The sequence below is a fragment of the Sanguibacter sp. HDW7 genome (assembly GCF_011300875.1).
GTDB lineage: Bacteria > Actinomycetota > Actinomycetes > Actinomycetales > Cellulomonadaceae > Flavimobilis.
On sequence record NZ_CP049862.1, the window covers coordinates 259,516 to 284,129 of the forward strand.

The following is a 24,614-nucleotide window of genomic DNA, read 5'->3' on the forward strand; positions in this document are numbered from 1 at the left end:
CCACCCGACTCGTAGCGTCCGTCCACCCTGCCGGAGCGTGCAGAACGGCTTCGAGCCGAAGCGGATGATGGTCAGGCCAGGAGGCGACGGGTGAGCGTCTCGAGCTCTGCGTCCGTCATGCCGTGCGCGCGCAGGTACGGGCGCGTCGCCTCGCGCGAGCCGTCCTCGACCGTGTCGAGGAACTCCTCGAGCACCTCGGCAGGGCTCGTGACGAGCACTTCGGTGTAGGACTCGGCATCGTCGCCGACGAAGCGTCGCAGCAGCTCGAGCTTCGCGTCGAGCCACGGCCCGCGCAGGCGCGCCTCGGTCTCGGCGTAGTTGGCGACGACGTCGCCGCGCGCGACGCCGACGGCGCGCAGCGCGAGCGCCACCGTGAGGCCCGTGCGGTCCTTGCCTGCCGTGCAGTGCACGAGGACACCGCCCTCGGAGCCGTCGGGCAGCGCCCCGCCGGACCCGGGCAGGCCGGCCCCGGAACCGTCGGGCACCGACGACGACGGAACCGCGACGTACCGCACAGCCTCGGTGAGGGTCGTGCCGCAGTCCGCGGCCATGCTCACGTACATCGCGCGGAGCGACGTGCCGACGGTCGCGAACGAGCGGGCCGAGCCGGTGAAGATCGGCATGCTGCGCACGTCGAAGCCGGCGGCGGCGAAGGGCGTCGGCTGGTGGCCGGCCTCCTCGAGGTCGCGCAGGTCGAGCACGTGCCGTACGCCCGCGGTGCGCAGCACGTCGAGCGTGGTGTCGTCGAGGGGCCCGGGGGCGTCGGAGCGCAGCAGGACGCCGGACCGTACGGTCGAGGTGCCCGCGGCGAGCCCGCCGACGTCGCGGAGGTTGGCGAAGCCGGGGACGGTCGAGAGGTCGGGGGTGCTCATGCCGTGATCCTGCCACCGCTCACGGCGGACGTCGTGGGCCGTGCGGGCACGGGCAGCAGACGGGGCAGGAGCCCGACGAGGGTCTCGCTCGTGCCGGCGTCGAGCCGGAGCGTCGCGAGCTCGTCGCCGCGGGTCGCGCCGCGGTTGACGATCGCGACGGGCGTGCCGCGCCGGGCGGCGTGCCGCACGAACCGCAGGCCTGAGTGGACGGTGAGGGACGAGCCGGCGACGAGCAGCACGTCGGCGTCGTCGACGAGCGCGAACGCGCGTCCGACGCGCTCCCGCGGCACCTGCTCGCCGAAGTAGACGATGTCGGGCTTGAGGATGCCGCCGCACGAGTCGCACGGCGCGACGACGAACCCGGCGGTGGCCTCGATGACCGCGTCGGCGTCGGGTGCGATCTCGATGTCGCCGACGGGCCCGTGGGACTCGCGGAAGCCGGGGTTGAGGGCGGTGAGCCGGGCGTCGAGCGTTTCACGTGGAACGACGGCCTGGCAGGCCAGGCACGTCACGCGGTCGAAGGACCCGTGGAGGTCGACGACGGTGCGTGTGCCGGCCCGCTGGTGGAGCGTGTCGACGTTCTGCGTGACGACGCCCGTGACGTGGCCCGACGCCTCGAGCGCGGTGAGCGCGCGGTGCCCGTCGTTGGGGCGCGTCGCGGCCATGTGTCGCCAGCCGACGTGGTTGCGGGCCCAGTAGTGGCGTCGGAAGCCCGCGTCGCCGACGAACTGCTCGTACGTCATGGGGTTGCGGGGAGCCGAGCCCGGCCCGCGGTAGTCGGGGATGCCCGAGTCCGTCGAGAGCCCTGCGCCCGTGAGGACGAGCGTGCGCGCGCCGCGCATGAGCGCGGCGAGGTCGGCGGCGGGGGTGAGGGTCGGGGCAGGCACCTTGCCACGCTACGGCGCGGCCGTGCGCAGGTGCAGTGACCCACGACGCAGTGTTCGGGCCTCCGTGACCAACGCCTCGTCCGTTGGGGGCGTAACGTCCTGACAGGCGGGCTCTTCGCGGTGGGACGCTGCGAGAGGCCCATGTCCAGCATCAAGGGAGGCCGCACCATGGCGACAACCGCCGGATCGAGGTCCGACACACGCTTCTTCGGGCACCCGCTCGGACTCATGACGCTGTTCGGCACGGAGCTGTGGGAACGGTTCAGCTACTACGGGATGCGCGCCATCCTGCTGTACTTCATCACCGACACGCTCGCGAACGGCGGCCTCGGCCTCGACCGTTCGACGGGTGTCGCGGTCACGTCGATCTACGGCGCGAGCGTCTACCTGCTCTCCGTCGTCGGTGGCTGGCTCGCCGACCGGGTCATCGGCGCACGGCGTGCGACCCTCTACGGCGGTCTCGTCATCGCGCTCGGCCACGTGCTGCTCGCGCTGCCCGGCGGCGCGGGTCCCGCGTTCGCGGGCATCATCGCGGTCGCGATCGGTACGGGCCTGCTCAAGCCCAACGTCTCGAGCATGGTCGGCGAGCTCTACGCACGCGACGACAACCGTCGCGACGGTGGCTTCGCGATCTTCTACATGGGCATCAACCTCGGCTCGTTCTTCTCGCCGATCATCGTCGGCGCCGTGCGCAGCGCGGCGGGCTACCACGCGGGCTTCCTCGTCGCCGCGATCGGCATGGCGTTCGCTCTGGTGTTCTTCATCCTCGGCCGCAAGGTCCTCCACGGCGCGGGGGACGTCGTCGGGAACCCGATCACGGCCGACGAGCGGCCCGCGCTGGTCCGCGCGGGCCTCGCCATTCTGGGCCTCGTCCTCCTCGCTGTCGGGGCGTCGGCCGTCGTGCAGAGCGTGCGCGCGGACGGGGCGGCGTTCGGCACGAGCGGCATCGTCGACGCGATCTCCTACCTCGCGTTCGCCGCGCCCATCGGCTACTTCCTCGTCATGCTCCGCTCGCCCAAGGTCACGGCGCCCGAGCGCTCGCGGGTGCTCGCGTACATCCCGCTGTTCATCGCGGCGATGCTCTTCTGGATGATCAACGAGCAGGCGGCGAGCTCGCTCGCGGCGTTCGCCGAGGACCGCACGGTTCTCACGTTCCTGGGCTTCACGATCCAGCCGGAGTTCTTCCAGTCGGTCAACCCGGCGATCATCATCGTCGGAGCCCCCATCATGGCGGGCGTGTGGATGCGGCTCGGCGACAGGGGCCCGACGGTTGCGCACAAGTTCGGCATCGGGCTCGCGCTCGCGGCGTCGTCGTTCGTGCTCCTCTCGGTGCTCACGGCGTCGTTCGGCGACGCGAAGGTGCCCGCGTGGGTGCTGGTCCTCACGTATGCGGTCCAGACTGTCGGCGAGCTGTTCCTCTCGCCCGTCGGCCTCGCGGCGACGACGCTCCTGGCGCCGCGCGCGTTCCGCTCGCAGGCGATGGCGCTGTGGTTCCTCGCGCCTGCGGCTGGCCAGGCGATCACGGCCCAGCTCGTCTCGGCGACGGAGAACCTCGCGGAGTCGTACGTGCCGTACTTCGGCACGGTCGGCGGCGTGACGCTGGGCCTCGCGGGCCTCTTCTTCCTTGTCGCGCCGTGGATCCAGCGGCGCATCACCGAGGGCGAGGACGAGACGCCGGAGCCGGCCGCGCACTGACCGGCGGCCCGATTTCGGAATCGAGCGATCGGCTTGTATTCTCGTCGGGCTAGGTAGCGTGTCCGAGCGGCCTAAGGAGCACGCCTCGAAAGCGTGTGTGGTTAACAGCCACCGTGGGTTCAAATCCCACCGCTACCGCCAGCGTGACGAAGCCCCCCACGGTTCACCGTGGGGGGCTTCGACGTTCCCAGGCGTGGCCGTCGCGCGAGCGACGGACGACGACTACCCGCCGTCCGTGATGGCGAACCGGAACCCGTCGGTGAACGCGTTGCCCGAGTGCGTGACGGACGTGCTCCGTGGGCTGATGACCGCGCAGTGCGCGTGCGCCGTCGCGGTGCCGAACGTGTTGTCGACGACGTTGACGCCCGCGATCGCTCCGTGGCCGCCCTCGGCGAGGTTGATCGAGCACGAGCCGCCGTCGATGCTGTTGCCCTCGATGCGCACGTCACTCACCCGGTTCGAGTTCTGGACGATCATCACCGAGGCGCTCTTCGCCCCCTCGAAGCGGTTGCCGAGGATCCGGAAGCCCCGGCCGTGCGAGATCTGGATGTTGTCGTCGTGGCTCGGTCCGCCGCCGTGCAGGGGGTCGCTCGCGTAGTGGAGGTTGTCGTGGAACCACGAGTCCTCGACGCGGATGCCGCCTCCGGTCGCCGAGAGCTGGTCGATGACGTCGTGGACGTCGGTGCGCAGCATCGTGAGGTTCGAGCCGACGACGCCCTTGATGAGGTGGGTCGGGTGCGCGGCGTAGATCTCGGTGTCGACGATCTTCGTGCCGGCTGCGTCCTCGGAGATCTGCACGAGGTAGCTCTGCTGGGTGACGACCCGGCCGCGGATGATGCTGCGCTTGATCGTCACGTCGTCGGCGTAGATCTTCACGAGGCCGCGGACGTCGAGGGCGTCGATGACGGTGCCGTCCTTGGTGATGGTGAGGTCTCCGTCGTGCCGCGTGAGCTTGGTGCCGCGGGGGACGCCGGTCGTCGACGGGCCGGGGTGGGTGCGGGGCGGCGCGAGGGTCGGCGGAGCCGTGGTCGGCTCGGGCTCCCGGGTCGGTTCCGGCGTGGGGGTGGGAGCGTCGGTGGGCACCTGGGTGGTGGGGTCGCGGCTCGGCTCCGGACTCGGCGCGGAGGAGGTCGTCGGTGCGGCGGGCTCCCCGGGCTCGGTCGTCTCGGGTGCGGGCGTCGTCGGTGGTGCGGCTGGCGTGGTCGACGTCGTGGGGCCTGTGCCGGGGGATCCCGTGGTGCTGGGGGTGCCCGACGGGTCTGCGGTCGTCGGTGGTGCGCCGTCCGGGGTCGCCGCGCCGGGGGCCCCCGACGTGCCCGGGAGGTCGTCGAACGGCGTGATCGTCGCCCCCACGGGGTCGCGCACGATCGAGCGCGATGCTGCGTCGGGGCCGCCGTGCCCGTCCGTGAGCGTGGCCGTCGGACCGTAGAAGTCCGCGGGCAGCGGCTCAGCCGTCATGCGGTCGACGACGGTCATCCCGACCGGGGTCGCGAGGGCGATCGCGACCGCGGCGAAGGCCGAGGCGAGCAGGAGGTGGCGAGGGCGAGGGCGGTGCATGCCAACGATCGTGGCCAGAAGGCACTCGATCTGTCTCCCGGAACGCCTGGACCGTCCCGGATGGTGGAACGCCGTGGGTGTCCCCACCCCCGGGGCGCGGCCCGCGCGGGTGGGCCGCGCCCCCAGTGCTTGCGGGGCGTGAGGGGGTGACCTGCTGGGACGCAGGCGGTCAGGCGATCCGCAGCGTCGTCACGCAGGTGGGGTCGTCGTCGCCCGTGCCGAGGTTGACCTGACCGGTGCGCCCGTCGGGCGTGGTCACCGTGACGACGCCGGTGGTACCGCGCGGCACCCACGTCCCGACGAAGCCGTTGGGGCCGGTCCGCGTCTCGGCGGTATGAACGACGGTGCCGTCGTCGGCGGTGATCGTCAGGGTGAGGTCGGTGTCGGCGAGCTCGCCCTGGCACGTCGTGAGCGAGTGGTAGAAGCACTCGTGGGTCTGTCCGGCGAAGGGGGCGACGGAGACGTAGAAGAGGTCCTCGGGGAGCGGGACCTGTGCCTCGCCGGCGTCGGTGCTCAGCAGCAGGTGGTCGGTGCGGACGCTCGCCATGAGGGTGGCGGGGCGGTCGTCGCCGCCGAGCTTCTCGAGGCGGTCGACGATCTCGCGTCCGTCGAGGCCGTCGAGCTCGTAGGGGGCGAGCAGCGTGTCGGCGTCGACCTGGGCGGGCGTGGTCGTCGTGGGGGCGCTCGTCGGCGCAGTGTCGGGCGCCCCGGTGCAGGCGCCGAGCGCGAGGGCTGCGGCGAGGGCGAGGGCTGGGGCTGCGGCAAGGGCGGGGCGGCGTCGCACGGGGCGTCTCCTCCGGTCGGGGTCGGAACCTCCACAATACCCCGACGGGGTATGTGGTGCGGAGTGTCCGTGGGGTGGTGCCCCCAAGGGCCTCGCGAGTTGCTGCAAGGCTGCATAGGCTGGGTGGGTGACCCCGCAGAGCGCCCAGTCCACGCCCGCCGCCCAGCCCTGGTGGCGCGAGGCCGTCTTCTACCAGGTGTACCCGCGCTCGTTCGGGGACACGACGGGCGACGGCATCGGCGACCTCGCCGGCATCACCGCGCGCCTCGACCACGTCGCCGCGCTCGGCGCCGACGCCCTGTGGCTCTCGCCGTTCTACCCGTCGCCGCAGGTCGACGCCGGCTATGACGTCTCGGACTACTGCGACGTCGACCCGATGTTCGGCACCCTCGACGACCTCGACACGCTCGTCGCCGCCGCCCACGAGCGCGGCCTGCGCGTGACGATCGACCTCGTCCCCAACCACTGCTCCGACCAGCACCCGTGGTTCCAGGCCGCGCTCGCGGCAGGCCCGGGCAGCCCCGAGCGTGACCTCTTCCACTTCGTCGAGGGACGCGGCGAGCACGGGGAGCTGCCGCCCAACAACTGGCGCTCGGCGTTCGGCGGCCCCTCGTGGACACGCGTCACGGAGCCCGACGGCACCCCGGGCCAGTGGTACTACCACCTCTTCGCTCCCGAGCAGCCGGACTTCGACTGGGGCCGGCCCGAGGTGCTCGCCGAGTACGAGCGCGTCCTGCGCTTCTGGCTCGACCGCGGCATCGACGGCTTCCGCATCGACGTGTCCGACGCGCTCATCAAGGACACGGCGTGGGAGGACACGGCCGGCGGCTTCCCGAACATCCCCAAGGACGACGCGAGCGGCGTCCACGAGATCTATCGGGCCTTCCGCGCCGTCATGGACTCCTATGACGGCGACCGCATGGCCGTCATCGAGACGGGCGCACCCGACGACATCGTCGCGCTGTTCCTGCGCCCCGACGAGATGCACCTCGCGTTCAACTTCCGCTTCGTCAAGGCCGGCTGGGACTCCGACGCGATCCGCGCGGCCGTCGACGAGTCGATCGCGGCGTACGGCGCGGTCGGTGCGCCGACGACGTGGGTGACTGACAACCACGACACGACGCGCTCGGTGACGCGCTACGGCGCGGACGTGCGCCTCGAGGGCGAGTACGTGCCCGGCTCGACGGCCGAGCGGCCGCTCGACGACGCCGCGCTCGACCGCGGGACGCGCCGGGCGCGCGCGATGGCGGTCCTCCTGCTCGGCCTGCCGGGCGCCGCCTACGTGTACGCGGGTCAGGAGCTCGGGCTGCCTGAGGTGGTCGACCTGCCGCTGGACGTCCTCCAGGACCCGATCGTCGCGCGCTCGGGCGGCACGTCGCGCGGGCGCGACGGCTGCCGTGTGCCGCTGCCGTGGTCGGGCACGAGAGCGCCCTTCGGCTTCGCCCCCGAGGGGACGACGCCGTGGCTCCCGCAGCCCGCGGGGTGGGCGTCGCTCACTGCGGAGACCCAGGCCGACGACGACGCCTCGATGCTCACGCTCTACCGGGCGCTCGGCGCGCTCCGGGCGGCCGAGCCCGCGCTGCGCGGCGGTGACGTCGAGTGGCTGGAGCAGACGCCGACGCGTCTCGTGCTGCGACGCACCCCTGCGGCCGGCGCAGGCGGGCGGGCGCTCACGCTCGTCGTCAACCTCGGCGAGGAGCCGGGTGCGCTCCCGGCGGGAGAGCTCGTGCTCGCCACCGCGCCCGTCGATGCGGGGATGCTTGCGGGAGAGTCGGCCGCGGTCCTCGCCTGATCTCCGGCGAGCGCTCGTCGGGCGCGGGGCGGCTGCGCACGGTGCCACGGGCGGGGCCGGGGGTGAGGGTGCGCGCAGACGGGTGAAGAGAGGCCGCTCCGGTTGCTCGGCCCTGGGGCCGTTGCAAGACTTCTGCGTGGAAGGCTCCTGCACGCAGCGCTGCAGGGTTGGCGATGCGTCCGGGTCGATCCGGACGCCTTTCACACCGAGGAGCCCTGCGATGGCCGCAGACACGACGACGCACACGCACCAGACGACGACGTCTGAGCCGCGCGATGCCGCAGAGGACATCCGCGTCGCGCTCCACCGCCTGTCCTCGGCAGCCCCCGAGGAGTTCTTCAACATCGCGAACGACCTCCGGGCGCTCGGATGCGACGACGCGGCGGTGCCGTTCTACGAGAAGGCCATCGAGGCGGGAGTCCCCGAGGCCACGTACAACCTCGCGCTGCTGCACCATGAGAGCGGTCGCACGGATCTTGCGCGCGCAGGGTTCGTCGCGGCGTCGGAGGCCGGGGACGCGAAGGGCGCGTTCATGGCCGCCCAGATCTTCGAGGCCTGCGCGGACGACGACCGTGCAGCGCTCCACTACTCGCGTGCCCTCGAGCTTCCTGAGACCCCCGTGCGCCTCGCCCGTGTGCTGCGGCGCATCGGGCTCGTCCGTGAGGCCGAGGAGATCGTCGCGGAGTCCGTGACGACGAGCTGGGAGTCGGCGGTCGAGCACGCGCTGAGCGACGCGACGCCGGTCGCCGAGGGGCTCGCGCTTCTCGACGCCCACTGGTCCCGCGGGGAGACGCGCGTCGCGGTGACGCTCGCGCTGCTCCTCGAGGAGGACGGCCGCGAGGACGACGCCGAGGCCATCCTCCTCGTCGCGGCCGAGGCCGGCGACATCCAGGCGCTCACGAACCTCGGCACGCACTGGTGCGACCACGGTGACCTCGAGGCCGCACGGCGCGCGTGGAACGACGCCGCGCAGCGGGGTGACGCCCTCGCGCGGCGGCTCCTCGAGCAGCACCCGCTCTGACCCGCGCGGCCAGCACCAGGACCGCGCGGGACGGCGTGCCTAGCGGCCCAGGGTCAGACGGGCGTTGACCGCACGGACCGCGTCACGGTCGAGCTTGTCGGCACGGTCGTACGTGAGCAGACCGTTGAGCTCGTCCTCGACGTCGGTGAGCTGCGTGTAGACGGTGGCGGACAACCCCCGCGGGATCGCCGGCACGATCTGCTCGTCGTGGAGGCTCTCGAAGCGTGCCTGCAGCTCGGCGGCGTCCGTGGCACGGGCGTACCCCCAGTCGACGTCACCCCACGTCCGACCCGGGACCCGCAGGTTGTAGCCGCCGTACTCCGAGAGCACGAGCGCCCGACGGTCACCGCGCAGCCGACGCGGCACCCGGAAACGACGGAAGTACACGTGGAGGCTGCGCAGGTCCCCCGCCCGCTGGTCGTGCCAGCCCGACGCGTGGTCGACGACCCGCGTCGGGTCGAGCGCCGCGACCTCGCGCGCGACGGCGGCGGCGTCGAACTGTCCCCAGCCCTCGTTGAACGGCACCCACACGCAGATCGACGGGACCGAGCGCAGGTGCTCGATCATCTCGACGAGCTCGCGCCGGTAGGCGGCACGCCCCTCGGCCGCGCTGCGCGCGAAGAGCCGGAACCTGTGGTCGCGCAGCCGCAGCGGCGCGACCACAGGGACCCTGATCGTGAGGTCGAGGTAGCGTCCGCCGCCGTTGACCATGTCCTGCCAGACGAGGAGCCCCGTACGGTCGCAGTGGTGGTACCAGCGCATCGGCTCGACCTTGATGTGCTTGCGCACCATGGTGAAGCCGAGCTCCTTCGCCGCGACCACGTCGGCGAGGAGCGCCTCGTCCGTCGGCGCGGTGAGCAGTCCGTCGGGCCAGTAGCCCTGGTCGAGGACGCCTGCGTGGAAGTACGGCTCACCGTTGAGCAGCAGTCGCGGCGTCCCGTCGGCGTCCGGCCCGACGCCGAACGAGCGCAGGCCGACGTACGACGTCACGTCGTCGTCGCCGCAGCGCACGCGCACGTCGTACAGGTGCGGGTCCTCGGGGCTCCACGGGCGCGGGTCCGGCACGTCGAGGCGGACGGTGCCGCCGAGCGCCACGGAGCCCGACGCGACGACGGCACCGCGGTCGAGGATCTCGACGGCCGCGTCGACCGGAGCGCCCTCGCGTCCCGCGAGGGGCTCGACGCTCACGTCGACCGACGCCTCCCAGGCACCTGCGTGGCCCGTGAGGTGCGGGACGAGCACGAGTCGGCCGACGCCGTCGACGGGCACGACCTCGAGCCACACGCTCTGCCAGATGCCCGACTGCGGGGTGTACCAGATGCCACCTCGCTTGCTCGACTGCTTGCCGCGCGAGCGCCACGACGCATCCGTGTCATCCGTGACCCGGACGTGGAGGCGGACGCTCGCCGCCTCGCCGTCGCGCGCGAGGGCGGCCCGGCAGGCGTCGGTGACGTCGCACGTCACGGGCAGGAAGCCGCCCTCGTGCTCGCCCACGGGCGCTCCGTCGGCCCACACCTGGCAGTCCTGGTCGACGGCGTCCAGGTGGAGCAGGACGCGCACGCCGTCGGTCCCGTCGGGCAGGAGCGACGCGACGGGGACGTCGCGCTCGTACCAGAGCGCCTGGTCCGCACGCAGCGTGCGACCGACGCCCGAGAGCGCGGCCTCGGGCGAGAACGGGACTGTGATCGTGCCGTCCCACGCGGCCGGCGCCGTGGCGTCGTCGTCCAGGTCGACGAACGTGTAGCGCCACGGGCCGTTGAGGGAAGCCCAGCGGTCCCGGACGAGCTGGGGCCGGGGGTGCTCGGGGAGCGGGGAGAGCGGGTCGACGTCGTCGGCCCACCGGGTGCGGAGCGTCATCGGGAGGGGTCCTCGGTCGGGTCGGGCAGGGTGGTGGCGGGTGCTGTGGCTGCGGGTGCGTCGTCGTGCGGTGCGGCGGCCTCTGCGCCGGGAGCCGTCGGCGCTCCGACCTGCGTCGGGCGCGCGAGCAGGCGTGCGCGGAGCACGATCGCGAGCACGATCGCGACGACGAGCACGGCCGCGGCCGCAGCGAAGATCGCCGAGGTCGGCACGACCCGCTCGACGCCCAGGTCGGTGTAGCGCGCGTCGTTGCCGCGGATGACGGCAGCGCCGATCCACGGTCCGACGAGCATCGGCACGAGGATCGCGAAGATCATGCGCAGCCCCTGGACGCGCCCGGCCGCCCCGTCGGGGGTGAGGTCGCGGGACACGGCCGTGAGGACTCCGGCCGTGAGCATGAACCCCGTCATCATCACCGCCCCCGCGACGCCTGCGGCGAGCGCCGAGCGGGCCGGCACCATCGCGAGCAGCCCGACGAGGTAGACGAGCGTCGCCGGCAGCAGCGAGTGGACCTTGCCGACGCGGTCGACGACGCGACCGCCGAGCACCGAGAGCACGGACGCCGTGAGCAGCACGCCGCCGAGGACGATCGCGTAGGCGTCGAGCCGCAGGGAGTGGTCCATGTAGATGAGCAGGTACGGCAGGAACACCTGGGTCGAAGCGCCCCACACGCACCACACGAGCAGCGTGAGGTAGAGCAGCGGGTTGCCGCGCACGGCCGACGGACGCAGGCCCGCGACGAGCGCCCGCAGGTAGGGCGTCGACGTCTGGGGCGTCGCGGTGTCCCGGACGAGCCACAGCGCGACGAGCCCGGTGACCGTGACCGCGGCCCCGACGACGCCGAAGAACGTGCGCCACTCGCCGGCCTGCGTGAGCGGGTCGAGGAGGACGAACACGAGGAGCATCGCGAGCAGCGGCATCGCGGCGAGCACCGCGTCGACCCTGCCGCGCACGGACGGCGTGGTGACGTCGGTGACCCACGCCTGGTAGGCGGCGTCGTTCGCGGTCGAGCCGAAGAACGTCATGATGCAGTCGAGGACGACGACCGCGAGCACCGCGGCCGTCACCGACTGCGTCGCGAGCCCTGCGGTCGTCGCGGTCGCGGTCTGGGGCAGGAGCCCGAACGCCGCCGTCGAGGCGCCCCACAGCAGGTACCCGCCGACGATGAGCACACGTCGGCGACCGAGGCGGTCCGACAGCGCGCCCATGACGAGTGTCGCCACCGTCGCTGTGACGGCGCTCGCGGCGACGAGCGCCGCGACGACCTGCGGATCGTCGGAGATCGTCTCGTAGACGAAGACGTTGAGGTACATGTTCTCGACGGTCCAGGCGAGCTGGCCGACGAGGCCGAGGAGCACGAGGGCGAGCCAGAGGCGGGGGCGCAGGCCGTCGTGCGCAGGTGTCGTCGTCGTCACGGATGAACGCTAACCGCGACCAGGGCCGTTACCCCAGCTGGACGCCCACGGCGCGCCGTGAGAACACCCTCTCGACAGGTGGGATGCGGAGTAGGCTGCTCCGCGGCGCGGCGCCCCCGTGCCGACCTCTCCCTCGCACCAGACACCTGATGGGATCCCACATGGCTCTGTGGACCGTGCACGGCGACGGCAAGACCGTCCGACCCGGGGAGGCCGTCGCCCCCCTCGAACGACTCTCCTGGCCCCGCACCATCGGCATGGGCATGCAGCATGTCGTCGCCATGTCCGGCGCGACGCTGCTCGTCCCCGCGATCACCGGCTTCCCGGCGACCGCGACGCTGTTCTTCAGCGCGATCGGTACGTTCATCTTCCTGCTCGTCAACCAGAACCGGCTCCCCAGCTACCTCGGGTCGAGCTTCGCGTTCCTCGCGCCCATCGGTGCTGCGGCGACGATGGGTGACGCCTCCGGCGGCATCCTCTTCGCGGGCGCGTGCCTCGTCGTCGTCGGCGCGCTCGGTCACTATGCCGGCGTCGGCTGGATCGACAGGCTCATGCCGCCGGCCGTCAACGGCACGATCGTCGCGCTCATCGGTCTCAACCTCGCCCCCGCCGCCTGGAAGAACTTCAGTGGCCACGAGGTGACGGGCTTCGTCACGATCCTCACGGTCGCGATCGTCTCGGTGCTCTTCAAGGGCATCCTCGGCCGTCTCTCGATCCTCGTCGGCATCGTCGTCGGCTACGTCGTCGCCGCGGTCCGTGGTGAGATCAACTTCGGGTCGAAGGAGATCCGGGACGCGCACCTCTTCGGCCTGCCCGACTTCCACACCCCGACGTTCACCGACCCGGGTCTGCTCCTCATGTTCGTGCCCGTCGTGCTCGTCCTCGTCGCCGAGAACATCGGCCACGTGAAGTCCGTCGCCGCGATGACGGGGGAGAACCTCGACGACCGCGTCGGCCGCTCGCTCGTCGCCGACGGCGTCTCAACGATGCTCGCGGGCGTCGGCGGCGGCTCCGGCACGACGACCTACGCCGAGAACATCGGCGTCATGGCCGCGACCCGTGTCTACTCGACGGCCGTCTACTGGGTCGCCGGCTCGACCGCCCTCCTCCTCGCCTTCTCGCCCAAGGTCGGCGCGATCATCCAGGCGATGCCCGCGGGCGTCCTCGGCGGCGCGGGCACGATTCTCTACGGGATGATCGGCCTGCTCGGCGCCCGCATCTGGGTGCAGAACAAGGTGAACTTCTCCGACCCCGTCGTCCTCACCTCGGCCGCCGTCGCGCTCATCATGGGCATCGGCGACTACGAGTTCAAGATCGGCTCGATCACGCTCGGCGGCATCGCGACCGGCACGATCGCGGCGCTCGTGCTCTACCACGGCATGCGGGCCATCGCCCGGTGGCGCGGGACGTCGGCCGAGCCGGCGAGCCCGAGCTCGGTGCCTGACACGGCTGTCGGCAACGTCGACGCCTGACCTCGGTCATGACGACGGCGCCCCGCCGACCAGCAGGTCGGCGGGGCGCCGTCGTTCTTCCGGGGGACCTCGTCAGAGGTCGATGCCGTACAGCCAGTCCGAGTCCGGCAGCGCCGGGCGGAAGCCCAGGTGCTCGTAGAAGCCGACCGCGCGCGTGTTCGTCGTGTCGACACCCAGGTGCAGCCCGCTGACACCACGTGCCCGCAGCGCGTCGAACAGCGTCTCGAGCATGCGCCGGCCGTTGCCGCCGCCCTGGCCCTCGGGCAGCAGGTCGACGTGCAGGTGCGCGGGGAAGCGGTCGACGACGGCGTCGGGCATGAGGCCGGGCGTGTGGATGAGCTCGACGAGCTTTGCGTCCGGCGTGCCCTGCTCCGCCGAGCCGAGCGGGTGCTGCTCGCGCAGGGCCGGCCACCACTCGCGCTCGCACCGCTCCGCGAACGCACGCGTGTCGGTGGTCCCGACGACGTAGCCGACCGGGCGGTCGTCGTCGTCCGCGAGCACGAACGCGAGCCCCGGCTCGAGCGCGAGGTACGCGCCCAGATATACCTCGGGCAGCAGCCGCGGGTTCGCGTAGAGGTCCGTGGCGTCACCGCCCGCTGCACCCGTGCGGACGCAGATGTCGTAGAGCCGCGCGACCTCGTCGGCGTCGGTCGTCCGTGCGGAACGGATCGTCGTCACGTCACTTGTCCTTCGTCGCGTCGTCCGTCGCCGCGGAGGAGGCTTCGTCCTTCGACGCGGCCTTCTCCTCCTCGGCGTCCTTGGCAGCCTTCTCCGCGGCCTTCTTCTTCGCGTCGTCGAAGCGGGGCGGTGCGGCCTGCGGCGTGATCTGCGACGCCTCGACGCAGCCCGCGACCGACGTCAGCGGCTGCTTCGGATCGAGCAGCACCTGCTCCTCGGGTGTGACGAGCGTGAACTCCGCGCCGATCGTCACGTCGACCGACTTGCCCGGCCGGTCGTCGAGCACGAGCCGCGCACCCGGGAACCGGGCGAGAACCGTGTACGCCTGGACGACGCCTGACGGGCCCGACGTCACGAGCGTCTGCCGCGGCGTGCGGCTGTCGTTGCCCGTGCCGTCGATCCCGAAGCCGCGGTCAGCAAGCTCCTCCGCGACCGTCGTCGCGAGCGCTGCGCGCTCGGTGCCGTTGAGCACCGTGATCTTGATCTTCGCGCGGCCCGCAGGCTTCTTGTCCTTGGCGACGCACGGCTGGTCCCACGTGACGGGCGTGCCCGGGGGCTCCTTCGAGAGGAAGTCCGAGGAGCCCGGCAGCGAGAAGTTGCCCGTGAACGCTGCGACACCCGCGAGCCCCGCGACGGCGAGCGCCGCGATGAGCACACCGAAGACCACCGTCTGCCGCTCGTGCTCGCGGCGACGGCGCAGGGCGCGCGCCTGCTCGGGGGTGAAGCGAGAGGTCACGGGGCAGTCCTCGGCGTGGTGTCGTCGTCGGCGGGCAGGGCAGGGGTCCGGGGGGTCGGCGCGGCAACGTCGGCGTCGGGCGCTGCGGTGCTCGACGGGGACGCAGGCGTCACCGGCACGGCATCGACGGGGGCGACGTCATCCCTGCCCGCTGCGGGCGAGGTCGCAGGCGCCGCGTCGTCCGCGACGACGAGCACGCGCGCGTGCAGCACCGCGCGCTGCTGGAGCGCCGCGCGCACCGCACGGTGCAGGCCGTCCTCGAGGTACATGACGCCCTTGTGCTGCACGACGTGCGCGAAGAGATCCCCGTAGAACGTCGAGTCGTCCGAGAGCAACGAGTCGAGGCTCAGCGTCTTCTTCGTGGTGACGAGCTCGTCGAGCCGCACCTGGCGCGGCGGCACCGCAGACCAGTCCTTGGGCGTGACGAGGCCGTGGTCGGGGTACGGACGGCCCTCGCCGACGCCACGGAAGATCACGCCTGCGAGTCTAGGGCGCTCGTCGCCCTCGGACCGGGCCTGCCGCCCGTCCTGCGCACGACCTTCACCGGCCGCAGCCTGCGCGCGGCGCACATAGACCTCGCGGACGCTCGTGCGGCGGATCTGTCCAGCCGTCATGCGCGCATCCGACGGACGACGAGCACGACGGCAGCGAGCGCCGCGAGACCCAGGACGACCGCACCGCCGCGGACGAGCAGGTTCGAGCCGTCCTCCGGGGCGGGCGTCGCGGTGGCGGTCGGCGCGGGCGTCGTCGGTGCCTGGGTCGTCGGCGCGGGTGTCGTCGTCGCCTCGGCAGGGGGCGTCGTCCCTGCGGGCGTCGTCGTCGGCTCCTCCGTCGCCGGCTCGACCGTGAACGAGCTCGTGCCGTCGACCGGGTGACCGTCCTCCGACGTCACGCGCCACACGACCGTGTACGTGCCCGGACCGCCGTCGGTGATCGCCTGCACGACGTCCTTCTCGCCGATCACGCTCGGACCGTCCGACACCTTCGCGCCGTCCGGGCCCGTGACCTCGAGCACCGAGCCGACCGAGAGGATCGGGGCGCTGTAGTCGAGCCGCACCTCCGCCGGCGCGGACTCGAGCGTCGCGCCGTCCGCGGGCGTCGGGACGGGCGGCGGGTTGTGAGCGGCTGCAGGCGTCGCGAGCAGCGGAGACACCGCGAGCAGGAGGGCAGCGAGCAGGCAGGAGCCACGACGGACAAGACGCATGGGCCCATCGTCCCACCGTTTCGACCGCAGTGAATCGGCCCCTGGTAGGAGATGCGCCACCCCCCGCCGATGGGCCCAGGGACGGCTTGTAGGATCTGGGGCACGCGCGGCTGGAACCGCAGCGTGCGGCACGGGGTCAGGCGCGGCCGTGGGACGTCAAGGAGGTCAGGACCTGTGATCCGCATCGGGATCGTCGAGGATGACGACGCGAGCGCGTCGCTGCTCGCCGGGCACCTGCGACGGTACGAGGACGAGCACGACGAGAGCTTCGCCGTCACCCGCTTCGTCGACGGCGCCGCGGTCGTCGAGGGCTACCGCCCCGACTTCGACATCCTCCTGCTCGACATCGAGATGCCTCGGCTCGACGGCTTCAGCGCCGCCGAGCAGATCCGCGCGGCCGACCCCGACGTCGTCATCATCTTCATCACGAACATGACCCAGTACGCCCTCAAGGGCTACGAGGTCGACGCGCTCAGCTACGTCGTCAAGCCCGTGCCCTACTTCGCGTTCGCGCAGGAGATCAAGCGGTCGATCGCCCGGCTTCGTCGACGCTCCGTCGACTACCTCATGCTCCAGATCGACGGCGGCATCGTCCGCGTCCCGACGACCGACATCGTCTTCCTCGAGTCGGCGAAGCACCGCACGCTCGTCCACACCGTCGACGGGATCCACTCCGTCGTCGCCCCGCTGAAGTCGCTCGAGGCGCAGCTCGACCCGCGGCACTTCTTCCGCAGCAACAGCGGCTACGTCGTCAACCTCCGCCACGTACTCGGGGTGAGCGGCAACAGCTCGCTGCACGTCGGCGGGCACGACCTCCTCGTGAGCCGCGCGCGCAAGAAGGACTTCCTCGCGGCGCTCACCGACTACCTCGGGGAACGTCACCCGTGATCGTCGACCTCGCGACCGGGCTCGGGCTCGGCGGGGTCATCGACCTCGCTGGTCCCTTCATCGACGACCGCCTGCCCGACATCCCGCGTGTTCTCACGGGTATCGCGGAGTGGCTCGGATGTCTCGTCTACGTGCTCCTGCGGCCCCGACGGGTCCGAGGGGCGAGGTTCGTGCTGCTCGCCGGCGGCGGGCTCGGCGTCCTCGTCGGGGTCCAGGTCCTCGTCGGGACGTGGCCTCGCGGCATGTGGCCGGTCGGCATGGCGACGGCCGTCGCGGCGATGTACGGGTTCATCTTCGTCGCGACAAGGGTGAGCGTCCGGGACGCGGGATACTTCACCGCGCGGGCGCTCGTCCTTGCCGAGCTTGTCGCGGCGTTCCACTGGCAGGTGCACTGCTTCCTCTTCGTGCCCACCGGGCTGCCCATCGCGCCGATGCCGGTCGCGTTCCTCGTCGTCACGTACGCCGCGACGTTCGGCATCGCGTTCGCCGCCGAGACGCGGCACTTCCGCAGCCACCGGGCACTCGACGTCACCCCGGGCGAGCTCGCGTCCGCCGTCGCGATCGCGCTCGCGACGTTCTTCATGAGCAACATCAGCTTCCTCAGCGCCAACACGCCGTTCAGCGGACGGTTCGGCGCGGAGATCTTCTACATCCGCACGCTCGTCGACCTCTGCGGGTTCGTCGCGCTCTACACGCAGCAGGGCCAGCGCCTCCAGAACCGGGCGAAGTCCGAGGTCCGGGCGATCGACGAGATGCTGCGCCGACAGCACGAGCACTACCTGCTCTCGAAGCGCAACATCGAGACCGTCAACCGCACGTATCACGACCTCAAGCACCAGATCGAGGTCATCCGTGCGGAGGGTGACGCGGGCCGGCGGGCCGCCTATCTCGACGACCTCGAGGCGAGCGTCGCCGGGTACTCGGCGCAGGTCGACACGGGCAACGGCGTCCTCGACGTCATCCTCACGACGAAGCGTGCGGAGTGCGCCGAGCGGGGGATCGACCTCACGGCCGTCGTCGACGGGCAGGCCCTCGACTTCATGTCGGCCATGGACCTCGCGGCGATCTTCGGCAACGCCCTCAACAATGCGGTCGACGGCGTCCTCGCCGTCGCCGACCCCGAGAAGCGCCTCATCAAGGTCGCGGTCTACGCGCGCGACGGTCTCGCGCTCGTGAGCGTCGAGAACTGGTTCACGGGTGAGCTGCGCACCGAGAACGGTGACATCGTCACCCGGCGCCAGGACCGCAACCGGCATGGTTTCGGTCTCAAGTCGATCCGCCGGTCGGCGGAGAAGTACGGCGGGTCGATGACCGTCAACGTCGAGGACCAGTGGTTCGTCCTGCGCGTGCTCGTGCCCCTGCCCGACGCGGCACGCTGACGCACCGACGGCGGCCCGGACCATGGCGGTCCGGGCCGCCGTCGTGCCCGGAGGTTCGCCCGACGTACGTGCGGACGCAACCGCGCCGTGATCCCGTCGTGACCTCTTCGTGACACCGCGAACCGTTCGTGCATGAAAACCGACCGACTGTGTCCGACCTCGCCGACAGGCCTTGCAACGTTCCTAGCCTCGGAGAGCGGTCCCACCACTCGGTACCGCGAACCTCCGCTCGGTGCGCGATGTCGCGCGCGTCCCGCCTCAGCACCTCTCACCTGGGTGCCCGACGGACGCTTCGCCGGCAGCTTCGACAACAAGGGAAGGTCAATGAAGACAACCACTACGGGAGGCGCGTCCTTCCGCCGCTCCACCTCCCTCAAGGGAACGGCCGCCCTCACCGGGCTCGCCCTCGTCGTGCTCAGCGCGTGCACGCCCGACGCTGCGACCCCTGACCCGACGACCGGCACCGGCACCGGCAGCGCCGCGGCCGAGACCTACACGACCCGTGAGGTGACGGACGGCGACACCGCCTTCGTCGTCGTCGACAACCCCAAGGACGGCGCGACCCTCTCCTACTCCAAGGAAGGCCCCGTCAAGATCCTCGACGTCGAGGACTCCGGCACGACGTACGCGTTCAAGGACATGAACGCCAACGGCAAGCTCGACGTCTGGGAGGACTGGCGCGCCAAGTCCACCGACCGCGCCGCCGACCTCGTCAAGAGTCTCTCGGTCGAGCAGATCGCCGGCCTCATGCTGTGGAGCTCGCACGAGCGCTCGCCCGCCGACGGCCTCACGGACGCGCAGAAGAAGTACCTCGACGAGTCCAGCCTCCGCAACGTCCTCAACGCGGCGGGCTCGGACGCGAAGACGACCGTCCCGTGGGTCAACTCCATGCAGGCGTACGTCGAGTCCCTCGTCACTGCCGACTCCCCGTACATTCCCGTGAACTTCAGCTCCGACCCGCGCTCCACCGCTGGCTCGGGCGGCTACAACGCCGAGGGTGCAGACATCTCGCGCTGGCCTTCGAACCTCGGGCTTGCCGCGACGTTCAACACGGAGCACACGAAGAACTTCGGCGAGATGGCGTCGGCCGAGTACCGCGCCCTCGGCATCACGACGGCGCTCTCCCCGCAGATCGACCTCGCGACCGAGCCGCGCTGGCTCCGTGTCGGTGGCACGTTCGGCGAGGACGCCGACCAGAACACCGAGCTCACCGCGGCGTACGTCGACGGCTTCCAGGGCACGGGCGGCGCCGACGTCTGGGGCGCGGACTCCGTCAACGCCATGATCAAGCACTGGGCCGGCGACGGTCCGGGCGAAAGTGGTCGTGAGGGTCACACCAACGCCGGCAAGTACGGCGTGTACCCGGGCGACAACCTCGCCGAGCACACGCAGGCGTTCCTCGGCTCGCTCGACTCGGCCGCCGTCATGACGGCGTACTCGATCGCGATCGGCGCCGACGGCAAGCCCCTCTTCGAGGACCGCACCGGCGCCGCGTATGACAAGGGCCGCATGGACCTGCTCCGCAAGGAGAGCAAGTACGAGGGCGTCGTCGTCACCGACTGGGGTGTCATGACGAACCAGGCCTGGGGCGCCGAGGAGCTGACGGACGCCGAGCGCTACCTCGCTGTCCTCGGCACCGACCACGACATGTTCGGTGGTGTCAACGACGCCACGTTCATCCTCGAGGCCGCCGACCTGTGGCAGAAGGCGTACGAGAAGGGCGACGTCGAGATCGACGCCGAGACCCGCTTCCGCCAGTCCGGCGAGCGCATCCTCACGATGTTCTTCAACCCGGGCCTCTACGAGAACGCCTACCTCGACCCCGAGGTCTCCGCGAAGATCCTCGCGAGCGAGGACAAGGTCGCTGCCGGCTACCAGGCCCAGCTCGACTCGGTCGTCATGGTGAAGAACGACGGCTCGACGATCGCCAAGACCGAGGCCACCGACTGGTCCGACAAGACGGTCTACATCCCGCGCTCCTTCAACACCGGCTTTGCCAGTGCGTGGGGCCCGGCGACGTACACCGAGGCAGCCGGCCTCGACCTCGAGGTCGCCGAGAAGATCTTCGGCAAGGTCCTCACCGACGAGGTCGTCCTCGACGACGACAAGCAGGTGAAGTCCTACACGGCTCCCGACCTCTCCGACGTCGACCTCGTCCTCGTCGGCATGTCGAGCCCGGACAACGGCGGCAACTTCTCCAACGTCGGCCACGACATGGAGAAGGACGAGTGGTACCCCATCTCGCTCCAGTACCGCCCGTACACCGCTGACGGCAAGAACGTCCGCAAGACGTCCATCGCCGGCGACCTCAAGGCGGACGGCACGCAGGAGAACCGCTCGTACTTCGGCAACACGTCGAAGATCGCGAACGAGGCCGACCTCGACGCGTTCGAACGTGCCGTCGCAGCCGTCGAGAAGACCGGCAAGGACATCCCCGTGGTGACGGTCCTCAAGGCCATCAACCCGATCGTCCCCGCCGAGTTCGAGGCGAGGTCCGACGCGATCGTCATCGGCTTCGGCACGAGCGACCAGGCGCTCATCGAGATCGCCACCGGCATCCACGAGCCCGTCGGCCGCCTGCCCATCCAGTTCCCCCTGGACATGGACACGGTCGAGAAGCAGTTCGAGGACGTTGCGAAGGACATGACCCCGTACAAGGACGCTGCAGGCAACGCGTACGACTACGGCTTCGGTCTCAACTGGTCGGGCGTCATCGCTGGCTGACAACCGACGTGGCCGGCCGGCCCTCCCTGGGCCGGCCGGCCGCACAGGACACCTACCTGGCCGCTCGCGCGGCGACGGTGGGCGCGTCCGCAGGACGGCGGGGTGGGCCCGCCGTCAGAATCACGTCAAGGAGCACAACATGAAGCGCAAGGTTCTCTCCGTCGGCCTCGGCCTCGCACTCGCCGGCTTCGGCGCGTTCGGCCTCACCGCGTGCAGCAACGACGACGCCCCCGCGGGCGGCGGCTCGAGCAGCTCCGCGCCCGTGACCGCCGAGACCGACGTCGCGGCCGACCTCCAGACCGCCCGCGACACCGTCCTCGAGGCGCTCAAGGACGACGACTGGGCTCAGGTCATGCTCGCGAGCGACGTCGAGGGCCCGACCGTCAAGTACGGCCTCATGGTCATGCCGTTCCACCCGACCGATGCCGCCGCGCGCGTCACCGGCACCGTGAACATCGACGGTGGCAAGTTCGTCATCGAGGCCGAGTCGGCTGCGACCGGCGAGACCTGGCAGATCGACCAGGACGGCGCCATCACGCAGGCCAAGAAGTAGGACGTTCCCACAGGGTCGGGGCCTCGGCCGTCGCAGACGCACGAGGACCCGACCCGGTCGGTCCCACGAAGGAGAGAAGTTGAGTTCCACGACGAGGGCACGCTCGAAGAAGCCGATGTCCAACAAGAAGTTCCTCTGGATCTGGGCACCCGTGCTCGCCGGGGTCGCGACCGTGACGATCGTCGCGAACGTCGCGGTCAGCGTCGCGGGTGGCTGGGTCACCTCCCAGCTCGGTTCCGGTACGTACGAGTTCACGAACCCCGCGGCCGCTGACGCCTGGGACACCCAGTACGTGAAGTCCGAGTTCGCGAACCTGGACGAGGTCGACGCCGCCGCGAAGAAGCTCGTCGAGGAGATCGCCGCAGGCGGCATCGTCCTCGCCAAGAACACCGGTGACGCGCTCCCGCTCGCGGGCGGCGCCAAGGTCACCATGCTCGGCCGCGCCGCGGCCGACCCCGTCTTCGGCGGCGCAGGCTCGGGCTCGGTCGACACGCGCTCCGCCGTGACCACACGCGTCGGCCTCGAGAACGCGGGCTTCGTCGTCAACGACGAGGTCTACTCCGCGATCGAGTCCTTCGCCGACGAGAACAAGCGCGGGCACATCGAGATGGACCTGCCCGACAAGTCGAGCTACACGATCGGTGAGATGCCCGTCGCGCAGTACGAGTCGCTCTCCTCGTCGTTCGCGGGCTACAACGACGCCGCGATCGTCGTCATCGGCCGGCCCGGTGGCGAGGGCGGCGACCTCGCCCGCGACATGACCGGCTGGGACGACAACGCGCAGCCCGGGCAGCACCAGCTCGAGCTCAACAAGGACGAGCTCGACCTGCTCGACCTCGCCGCGAAGAACTTCGAGACCGTCGTCGTCGTCGTCAACGCCTCGACGTCGCTCGAGCTCGGCCCCGTCCAGCAGAACCCCGACGTCGACGCCGTCCTTCTCGCCGGCTCGCCCGGCGCGACCGGCTTCAACGCGCTCGGCGGCATCCTCTCCGGCGACGTCAACCCTTCGGGCCGCACCGTCGACGTGTGGGCCTCGGACTTCACCGCCGACCCGACGTACGTGAACTTTGGCTCGTTCATCTACGACAACATCAAGGTGTCGTACCCGTCGTCCGTCATCGAGAACGCGACGTCGAACGCGAACGTCACCGAGGACGCCCCCTTCGTCAACTACGCCGAGGGCATCTACGTCGGCTACCGGTACTACGAGACTGCGGCCGCCGAAGGCTTCATCGACTACGACAAGGCCGTCGTCTACCCGTTCGGGCACGGCCTCAGCTACACAGACTTCGCCTGGAAGGTCACGGACCGCCGTGCCGGGGGCGTCGACGGGACCGTCGCGATCGACGTCGAGGTGACCAACACCGGTGACGTCGAGGGCCGTGACGTCGTCGAGCTCTACTACACCGCGCCCTACACGCGCGGCGGCATCGAGAAGTCCGAGGTCGTCCTCGGCGCGTTCGCCAAGACCGGCTCGCTCGCGCCCGGCGCGACGGAGACGGTGACGCTCGAGCTCGCGGTGGAGGACATGGCGTCCTACGACCACCTTGGCCACAAGGCGTACGTCCTCGAGAAGGGCGACTACGTCCTCAGCCTCCGCACCGACTCGCACACGTCTGCGCAGGGTGTCGAGCCCGTGACGTACACGGTCGAGAACGACGTCGTCTACACGGGCGAGAACCACCGCGCGAGCGACGCGGCTGCCGTGACGAACCAGTTCGACGACGTCTCCGCCGAGTTCGCCACGACGCCCACCGAGGGCAAGATCCTCACGATGTCGCGCGCCGACTTCGCCGGGACGTTCCCCACGGCACCGACCCCCGACCTCTTCGTCGCCGACGACGAGATCGCCGCCGGCTTCGCCGCGTGGGACTTCGAGGCCAAGGCCGACGCGTTCGACGGCAAGAAGCCGACGACGGGAGCCAGCACCGACCTCACGCTCGTCGACCTCCGGGGCCTCGCGAAGGACGACCCGCGCTGGAACGAGCTGCTCGACTCGCTCACGGTCGACGACATGACCGCCATGCTGCTCAACGGCGCCTACCAGACGGCCGCGATCGCCTCGATCGCCAAGCCGCCGACGGTCGAGCTCGACGGCCCCGCCGGCTTCTCGTCGTTCATCAACTCGTCGATCAACGGCACCGCCTACCCGTCGGAGTACCTCATCGGCCAGACGTGGGACGTCGAGATGCCGAAGGCCATGGGCCGCATGCTCGGCGAGGAGGCGCTCCAGAAGGACGTCAGCGGCTGGTACGGCCCCGCGGCCAACCTTCACCGTTCGCCGTTCGGCGGACGCAACTTCGAGTACTACTCGGAGGACCCGTTCCTCTCCGGCGCCATGATGACGTCCGCCTCGGCCGGTGCGGCCGAGAAGGGCCTCTACACGATGCTCAAGCACTTCGCGCTCAACGAGCAGGAGACCGAGCGCGTCAACAACGGCCCCGCGACCTGGGCGACCGAGCAGACGATCCGCGAGATCTACCTCAAGCCGTTCGAGATGTCCGTCAAGGACGTGTCGATCGCCGTGAGCTACCTCGCTGACGACAAGGGCACGATCGCCGAGGCACAGACAGGCGCCGCGGGCATCATGAGCTCGTTCAACCGCATCGGTTCGACCTGGGCCGGCGGCTCCGAGGCCCTCATGACGAACGTTCTGCGCGGCGAGTGGGGCTTCGAGGGCTTCGCGATCTCGGACTTCAACCTCTACCGGTACATGAACCCGAACCAGTCGATCTCGGCAGGTACGGATCTCACGCTGACGTTCCAGCCGTCGAAGTCGTTCAACGACACGCGTTCGGCCAAGGCCGTCACCGACATCCGCGAGGCGACGCACAACATCCTCTACACGGTTGCCAACTCCAACGCGATGAACGGCCTCGCCCCTGGCGCGACCGTGAGCTACACGCCGCCGGCGTGGTTCTGGATCCAGGTCGGCGTCTCGACGGCCCTCGGGCTGTTCGTCCTCGTCGGAGGGTTCTTCGTGACCCGACGCGTCCTCCGGCACCGCGCAGCCGAGAAGACCGCGTAGCCCGACACCACGATGCCCGGCCGGGTCGGTCCTGCGCTCGTCGTAGGACCGACCCGGACCGGGGCAGGGCCC

At 71.0% G+C, this 24,614-nt stretch carries 18 protein-coding genes, 1 tRNA gene and 1 pseudogene; 10 read left to right on the top strand and 10 right to left on the bottom strand.

The annotated features are described in order from the left end of the window. Positions 1-71: 71 nt before the first annotated feature. Both G7063_RS01100 and G7063_RS01105 read right to left on the bottom strand, forming a co-directional pair. The gene (locus G7063_RS01100) at positions 72-872 is read right to left on the bottom strand and encodes a tyrosine-protein phosphatase (protein ID WP_166412693.1); all 801 of its coding nucleotides are present in this window, start codon (positions 870-872) and stop codon (positions 72-74) included. Further along, positions 869-1,714, bottom strand: coding sequence for an NAD-dependent protein deacetylase (locus tag G7063_RS01105; RefSeq protein ID WP_166415138.1), 846 nt, complete (start codon positions 1,712-1,714; stop codon positions 869-871). The genes G7063_RS01100 and G7063_RS01105 overlap by 4 nt, the downstream gene beginning before the upstream one ends. Positions 1,715-1,900: 186 nt before the next feature. Here G7063_RS01105 and G7063_RS01110 point away from each other — a divergent pair, with 186 nt between their 5' ends. Together G7063_RS01110 and G7063_RS01115 are read left to right on the top strand one after the other, a co-directional pair. Then, the gene (locus G7063_RS01110) at positions 1,901-3,454 is read left to right on the top strand and encodes a peptide MFS transporter (protein ID WP_166412694.1); all 1,554 of its coding nucleotides are present in this window, start codon (positions 1,901-1,903) and stop codon (positions 3,452-3,454) included. A 52-nt stretch (positions 3,455-3,506) separates the two neighbouring features. Further along, a tRNA-Ser gene (locus G7063_RS01115) sits at positions 3,507-3,595 on the top strand. An 81-nt stretch (positions 3,596-3,676) separates the two neighbouring features. Here G7063_RS01115 and G7063_RS01120 read toward each other — a convergent pair. Next, a complete protein-coding gene (locus G7063_RS01120; protein WP_166412695.1) occupies positions 3,677-5,011 on the bottom strand; it encodes a hypothetical protein in 1,335 nt (444 codons plus the stop codon). A 169-nt stretch (positions 5,012-5,180) separates the two neighbouring features. Continuing rightward, positions 5,181-5,795 carry a CueP family metal-binding protein gene (locus tag G7063_RS01125; RefSeq protein WP_166412696.1) on the bottom strand — a complete coding sequence of 205 codons (615 nt, stop codon included), beginning with the start codon at positions 5,793-5,795 and terminating at the stop codon, positions 5,181-5,183. Positions 5,796-5,922: 127 nt separating this feature from the next. Here G7063_RS01125 and G7063_RS01130 point away from each other — a divergent pair, with 127 nt between their 5' ends. Together G7063_RS01130 and G7063_RS01135 are read left to right on the top strand one after the other, a co-directional pair. Further along, positions 5,923-7,587, top strand: a complete 1,665-nt coding sequence (locus tag G7063_RS01130; RefSeq protein WP_166412697.1) for a glycoside hydrolase family 13 protein — start codon at positions 5,923-5,925, stop codon at positions 7,585-7,587. Between the two features lie 220 nt (positions 7,588-7,807). Next, positions 7,808-8,608, top strand: a complete 801-nt coding sequence (locus tag G7063_RS01135) for a tetratricopeptide repeat protein (protein WP_166412698.1) — start codon at positions 7,808-7,810, stop codon at positions 8,606-8,608. A gap of 39 nt (positions 8,609-8,647) precedes the next feature. On the opposite strand, the gene G7063_RS01140 is transcribed toward G7063_RS01135, so the two are convergent. Together G7063_RS01140 and G7063_RS01145 are read right to left on the bottom strand one after the other, a co-directional pair. After that, entirely contained in the window at positions 8,648-10,465 is a 1,818-nt protein-coding gene (locus G7063_RS01140; RefSeq protein ID WP_166412699.1) for a glycoside hydrolase family 2 protein, read from the bottom strand. Next, the gene (locus G7063_RS01145) at positions 10,462-11,880 is read right to left on the bottom strand and encodes an MFS transporter (protein WP_166412700.1); all 1,419 of its coding nucleotides are present in this window, start codon (positions 11,878-11,880) and stop codon (positions 10,462-10,464) included. The genes G7063_RS01140 and G7063_RS01145 overlap by 4 nt, the downstream gene beginning before the upstream one ends. Before the next feature lie 161 nt (positions 11,881-12,041). Between G7063_RS01145 and G7063_RS01150 the strand changes: the two genes are divergently transcribed. After that, on the top strand, positions 12,042-13,352 hold the full coding sequence (locus G7063_RS01150; RefSeq protein ID WP_166412701.1) for a uracil-xanthine permease family protein: 1,311 nt from the start codon (positions 12,042-12,044) through the stop codon (positions 13,350-13,352). Positions 13,353-13,424: 72 nt separating this feature from the next. Here G7063_RS01150 and G7063_RS01155 read toward each other — a convergent pair whose 3' ends face one another. The 4 genes and pseudogenes from G7063_RS01155 to G7063_RS01170 all read right to left on the bottom strand — a co-directional run bounded on the left by G7063_RS01155 (position 13,425) and on the right by G7063_RS01170 (position 15,970). Continuing rightward, the gene (locus tag G7063_RS01155) at positions 13,425-14,030 is read right to left on the bottom strand and encodes a GNAT family N-acetyltransferase (RefSeq protein WP_240916149.1); all 606 of its coding nucleotides are present in this window, start codon (positions 14,028-14,030) and stop codon (positions 13,425-13,427) included. A gap of 1 nt (position 14,031) precedes the next feature. Continuing rightward, the gene (locus tag G7063_RS01160) at positions 14,032-14,766 is read right to left on the bottom strand and encodes a LytR C-terminal domain-containing protein (protein WP_166412702.1); all 735 of its coding nucleotides are present in this window, start codon (positions 14,764-14,766) and stop codon (positions 14,032-14,034) included. A gap of 185 nt (positions 14,767-14,951) precedes the next feature. Next, a pseudogene (locus G7063_RS01165) lies at positions 14,952-15,242 on the bottom strand (type II toxin-antitoxin system VapB family antitoxin); the annotation flags it as partial. Between the two features lie 134 nt (positions 15,243-15,376). Further along, positions 15,377-15,970 carry a copper resistance CopC family protein gene (locus G7063_RS01170; RefSeq protein ID WP_166412703.1) on the bottom strand — a complete coding sequence of 198 codons (594 nt, stop codon included), beginning with the start codon at positions 15,968-15,970 and terminating at the stop codon, positions 15,377-15,379. A gap of 174 nt (positions 15,971-16,144) precedes the next feature. Between G7063_RS01170 and G7063_RS01175 the strand changes: the two genes are divergently transcribed. The 5 genes from G7063_RS01175 (at position 16,145) to G7063_RS01195 (ending at position 24,542) form a co-directional block, all read left to right on the top strand. After that, on the top strand, positions 16,145-16,858 hold the full coding sequence (locus G7063_RS01175; protein WP_206188187.1) for a LytTR family DNA-binding domain-containing protein: 714 nt from the start codon (positions 16,145-16,147) through the stop codon (positions 16,856-16,858). Continuing rightward, positions 16,855-18,237, top strand: coding sequence for an ATP-binding protein (locus tag G7063_RS01180; RefSeq protein ID WP_166412704.1), 1,383 nt, complete (start codon positions 16,855-16,857; stop codon positions 18,235-18,237). Before G7063_RS01175 ends, G7063_RS01180 begins: the two co-directional genes overlap by 4 nt. Before the next feature lie 324 nt (positions 18,238-18,561). Next, positions 18,562-20,961, top strand: coding sequence for a glycoside hydrolase family 3 N-terminal domain-containing protein (locus tag G7063_RS01185; RefSeq protein WP_166412705.1), 2,400 nt, complete (start codon positions 18,562-18,564; stop codon positions 20,959-20,961). Between the two features lie 139 nt (positions 20,962-21,100). Further along, positions 21,101-21,514: a hypothetical protein gene (locus G7063_RS01190; RefSeq protein WP_166412706.1), complete on the top strand. Its 414-nt coding sequence runs from the start codon at positions 21,101-21,103 to the stop codon at positions 21,512-21,514. A gap of 79 nt (positions 21,515-21,593) precedes the next feature. Then, positions 21,594-24,542, top strand: coding sequence for a glycoside hydrolase family 3 protein (locus G7063_RS01195; protein WP_240916150.1), 2,949 nt, complete (start codon positions 21,594-21,596; stop codon positions 24,540-24,542). The last annotated feature ends 72 nt before the right edge of the window (positions 24,543-24,614 follow it).

What these genes read in the sequence shown, in the direction of transcription:
- G7063_RS01100 (WP_166412693.1), bottom strand. Translation starts at nt 872, where the DNA reads ATGAGCACCCCCGACCTCTCGACCGTCCCCGGCTTCGCCAACCTCCGC.
- G7063_RS01105 (WP_166415138.1), bottom strand. Translation starts at nt 1,714, where the DNA reads ATGCGCGGCGCGCGCACGCTCGTCCTCACGGGCGCAGGGCTCTCGACG.
- G7063_RS01110 (WP_166412694.1), top strand. Translation starts at nt 1,901, where the DNA reads ATGTCCAGCATCAAGGGAGGCCGCACCATGGCGACAACCGCCGGATCG.
- G7063_RS01120 (WP_166412695.1), bottom strand. Translation starts at nt 5,011, where the DNA reads ATGCACCGCCCTCGCCCTCGCCACCTCCTGCTCGCCTCGGCCTTCGCC.
- G7063_RS01135 (WP_166412698.1), top strand. Translation starts at nt 7,808, where the DNA reads ATGGCCGCAGACACGACGACGCACACGCACCAGACGACGACGTCTGAG.
- G7063_RS01140 (WP_166412699.1), bottom strand. Translation starts at nt 10,465, where the DNA reads ATGACGCTCCGCACCCGGTGGGCCGACGACGTCGACCCGCTCTCCCCG.
- G7063_RS01150 (WP_166412701.1), top strand. Translation starts at nt 12,042, where the DNA reads ATGGCTCTGTGGACCGTGCACGGCGACGGCAAGACCGTCCGACCCGGG.
- G7063_RS01170 (WP_166412703.1), bottom strand. Translation starts at nt 15,970, where the DNA reads ATGCGTCTTGTCCGTCGTGGCTCCTGCCTGCTCGCTGCCCTCCTGCTC.
- G7063_RS01185 (WP_166412705.1), top strand. Translation starts at nt 18,562, where the DNA reads ATGAAGACAACCACTACGGGAGGCGCGTCCTTCCGCCGCTCCACCTCC.
- G7063_RS01190 (WP_166412706.1), top strand. Translation starts at nt 21,101, where the DNA reads ATGAAGCGCAAGGTTCTCTCCGTCGGCCTCGGCCTCGCACTCGCCGGC.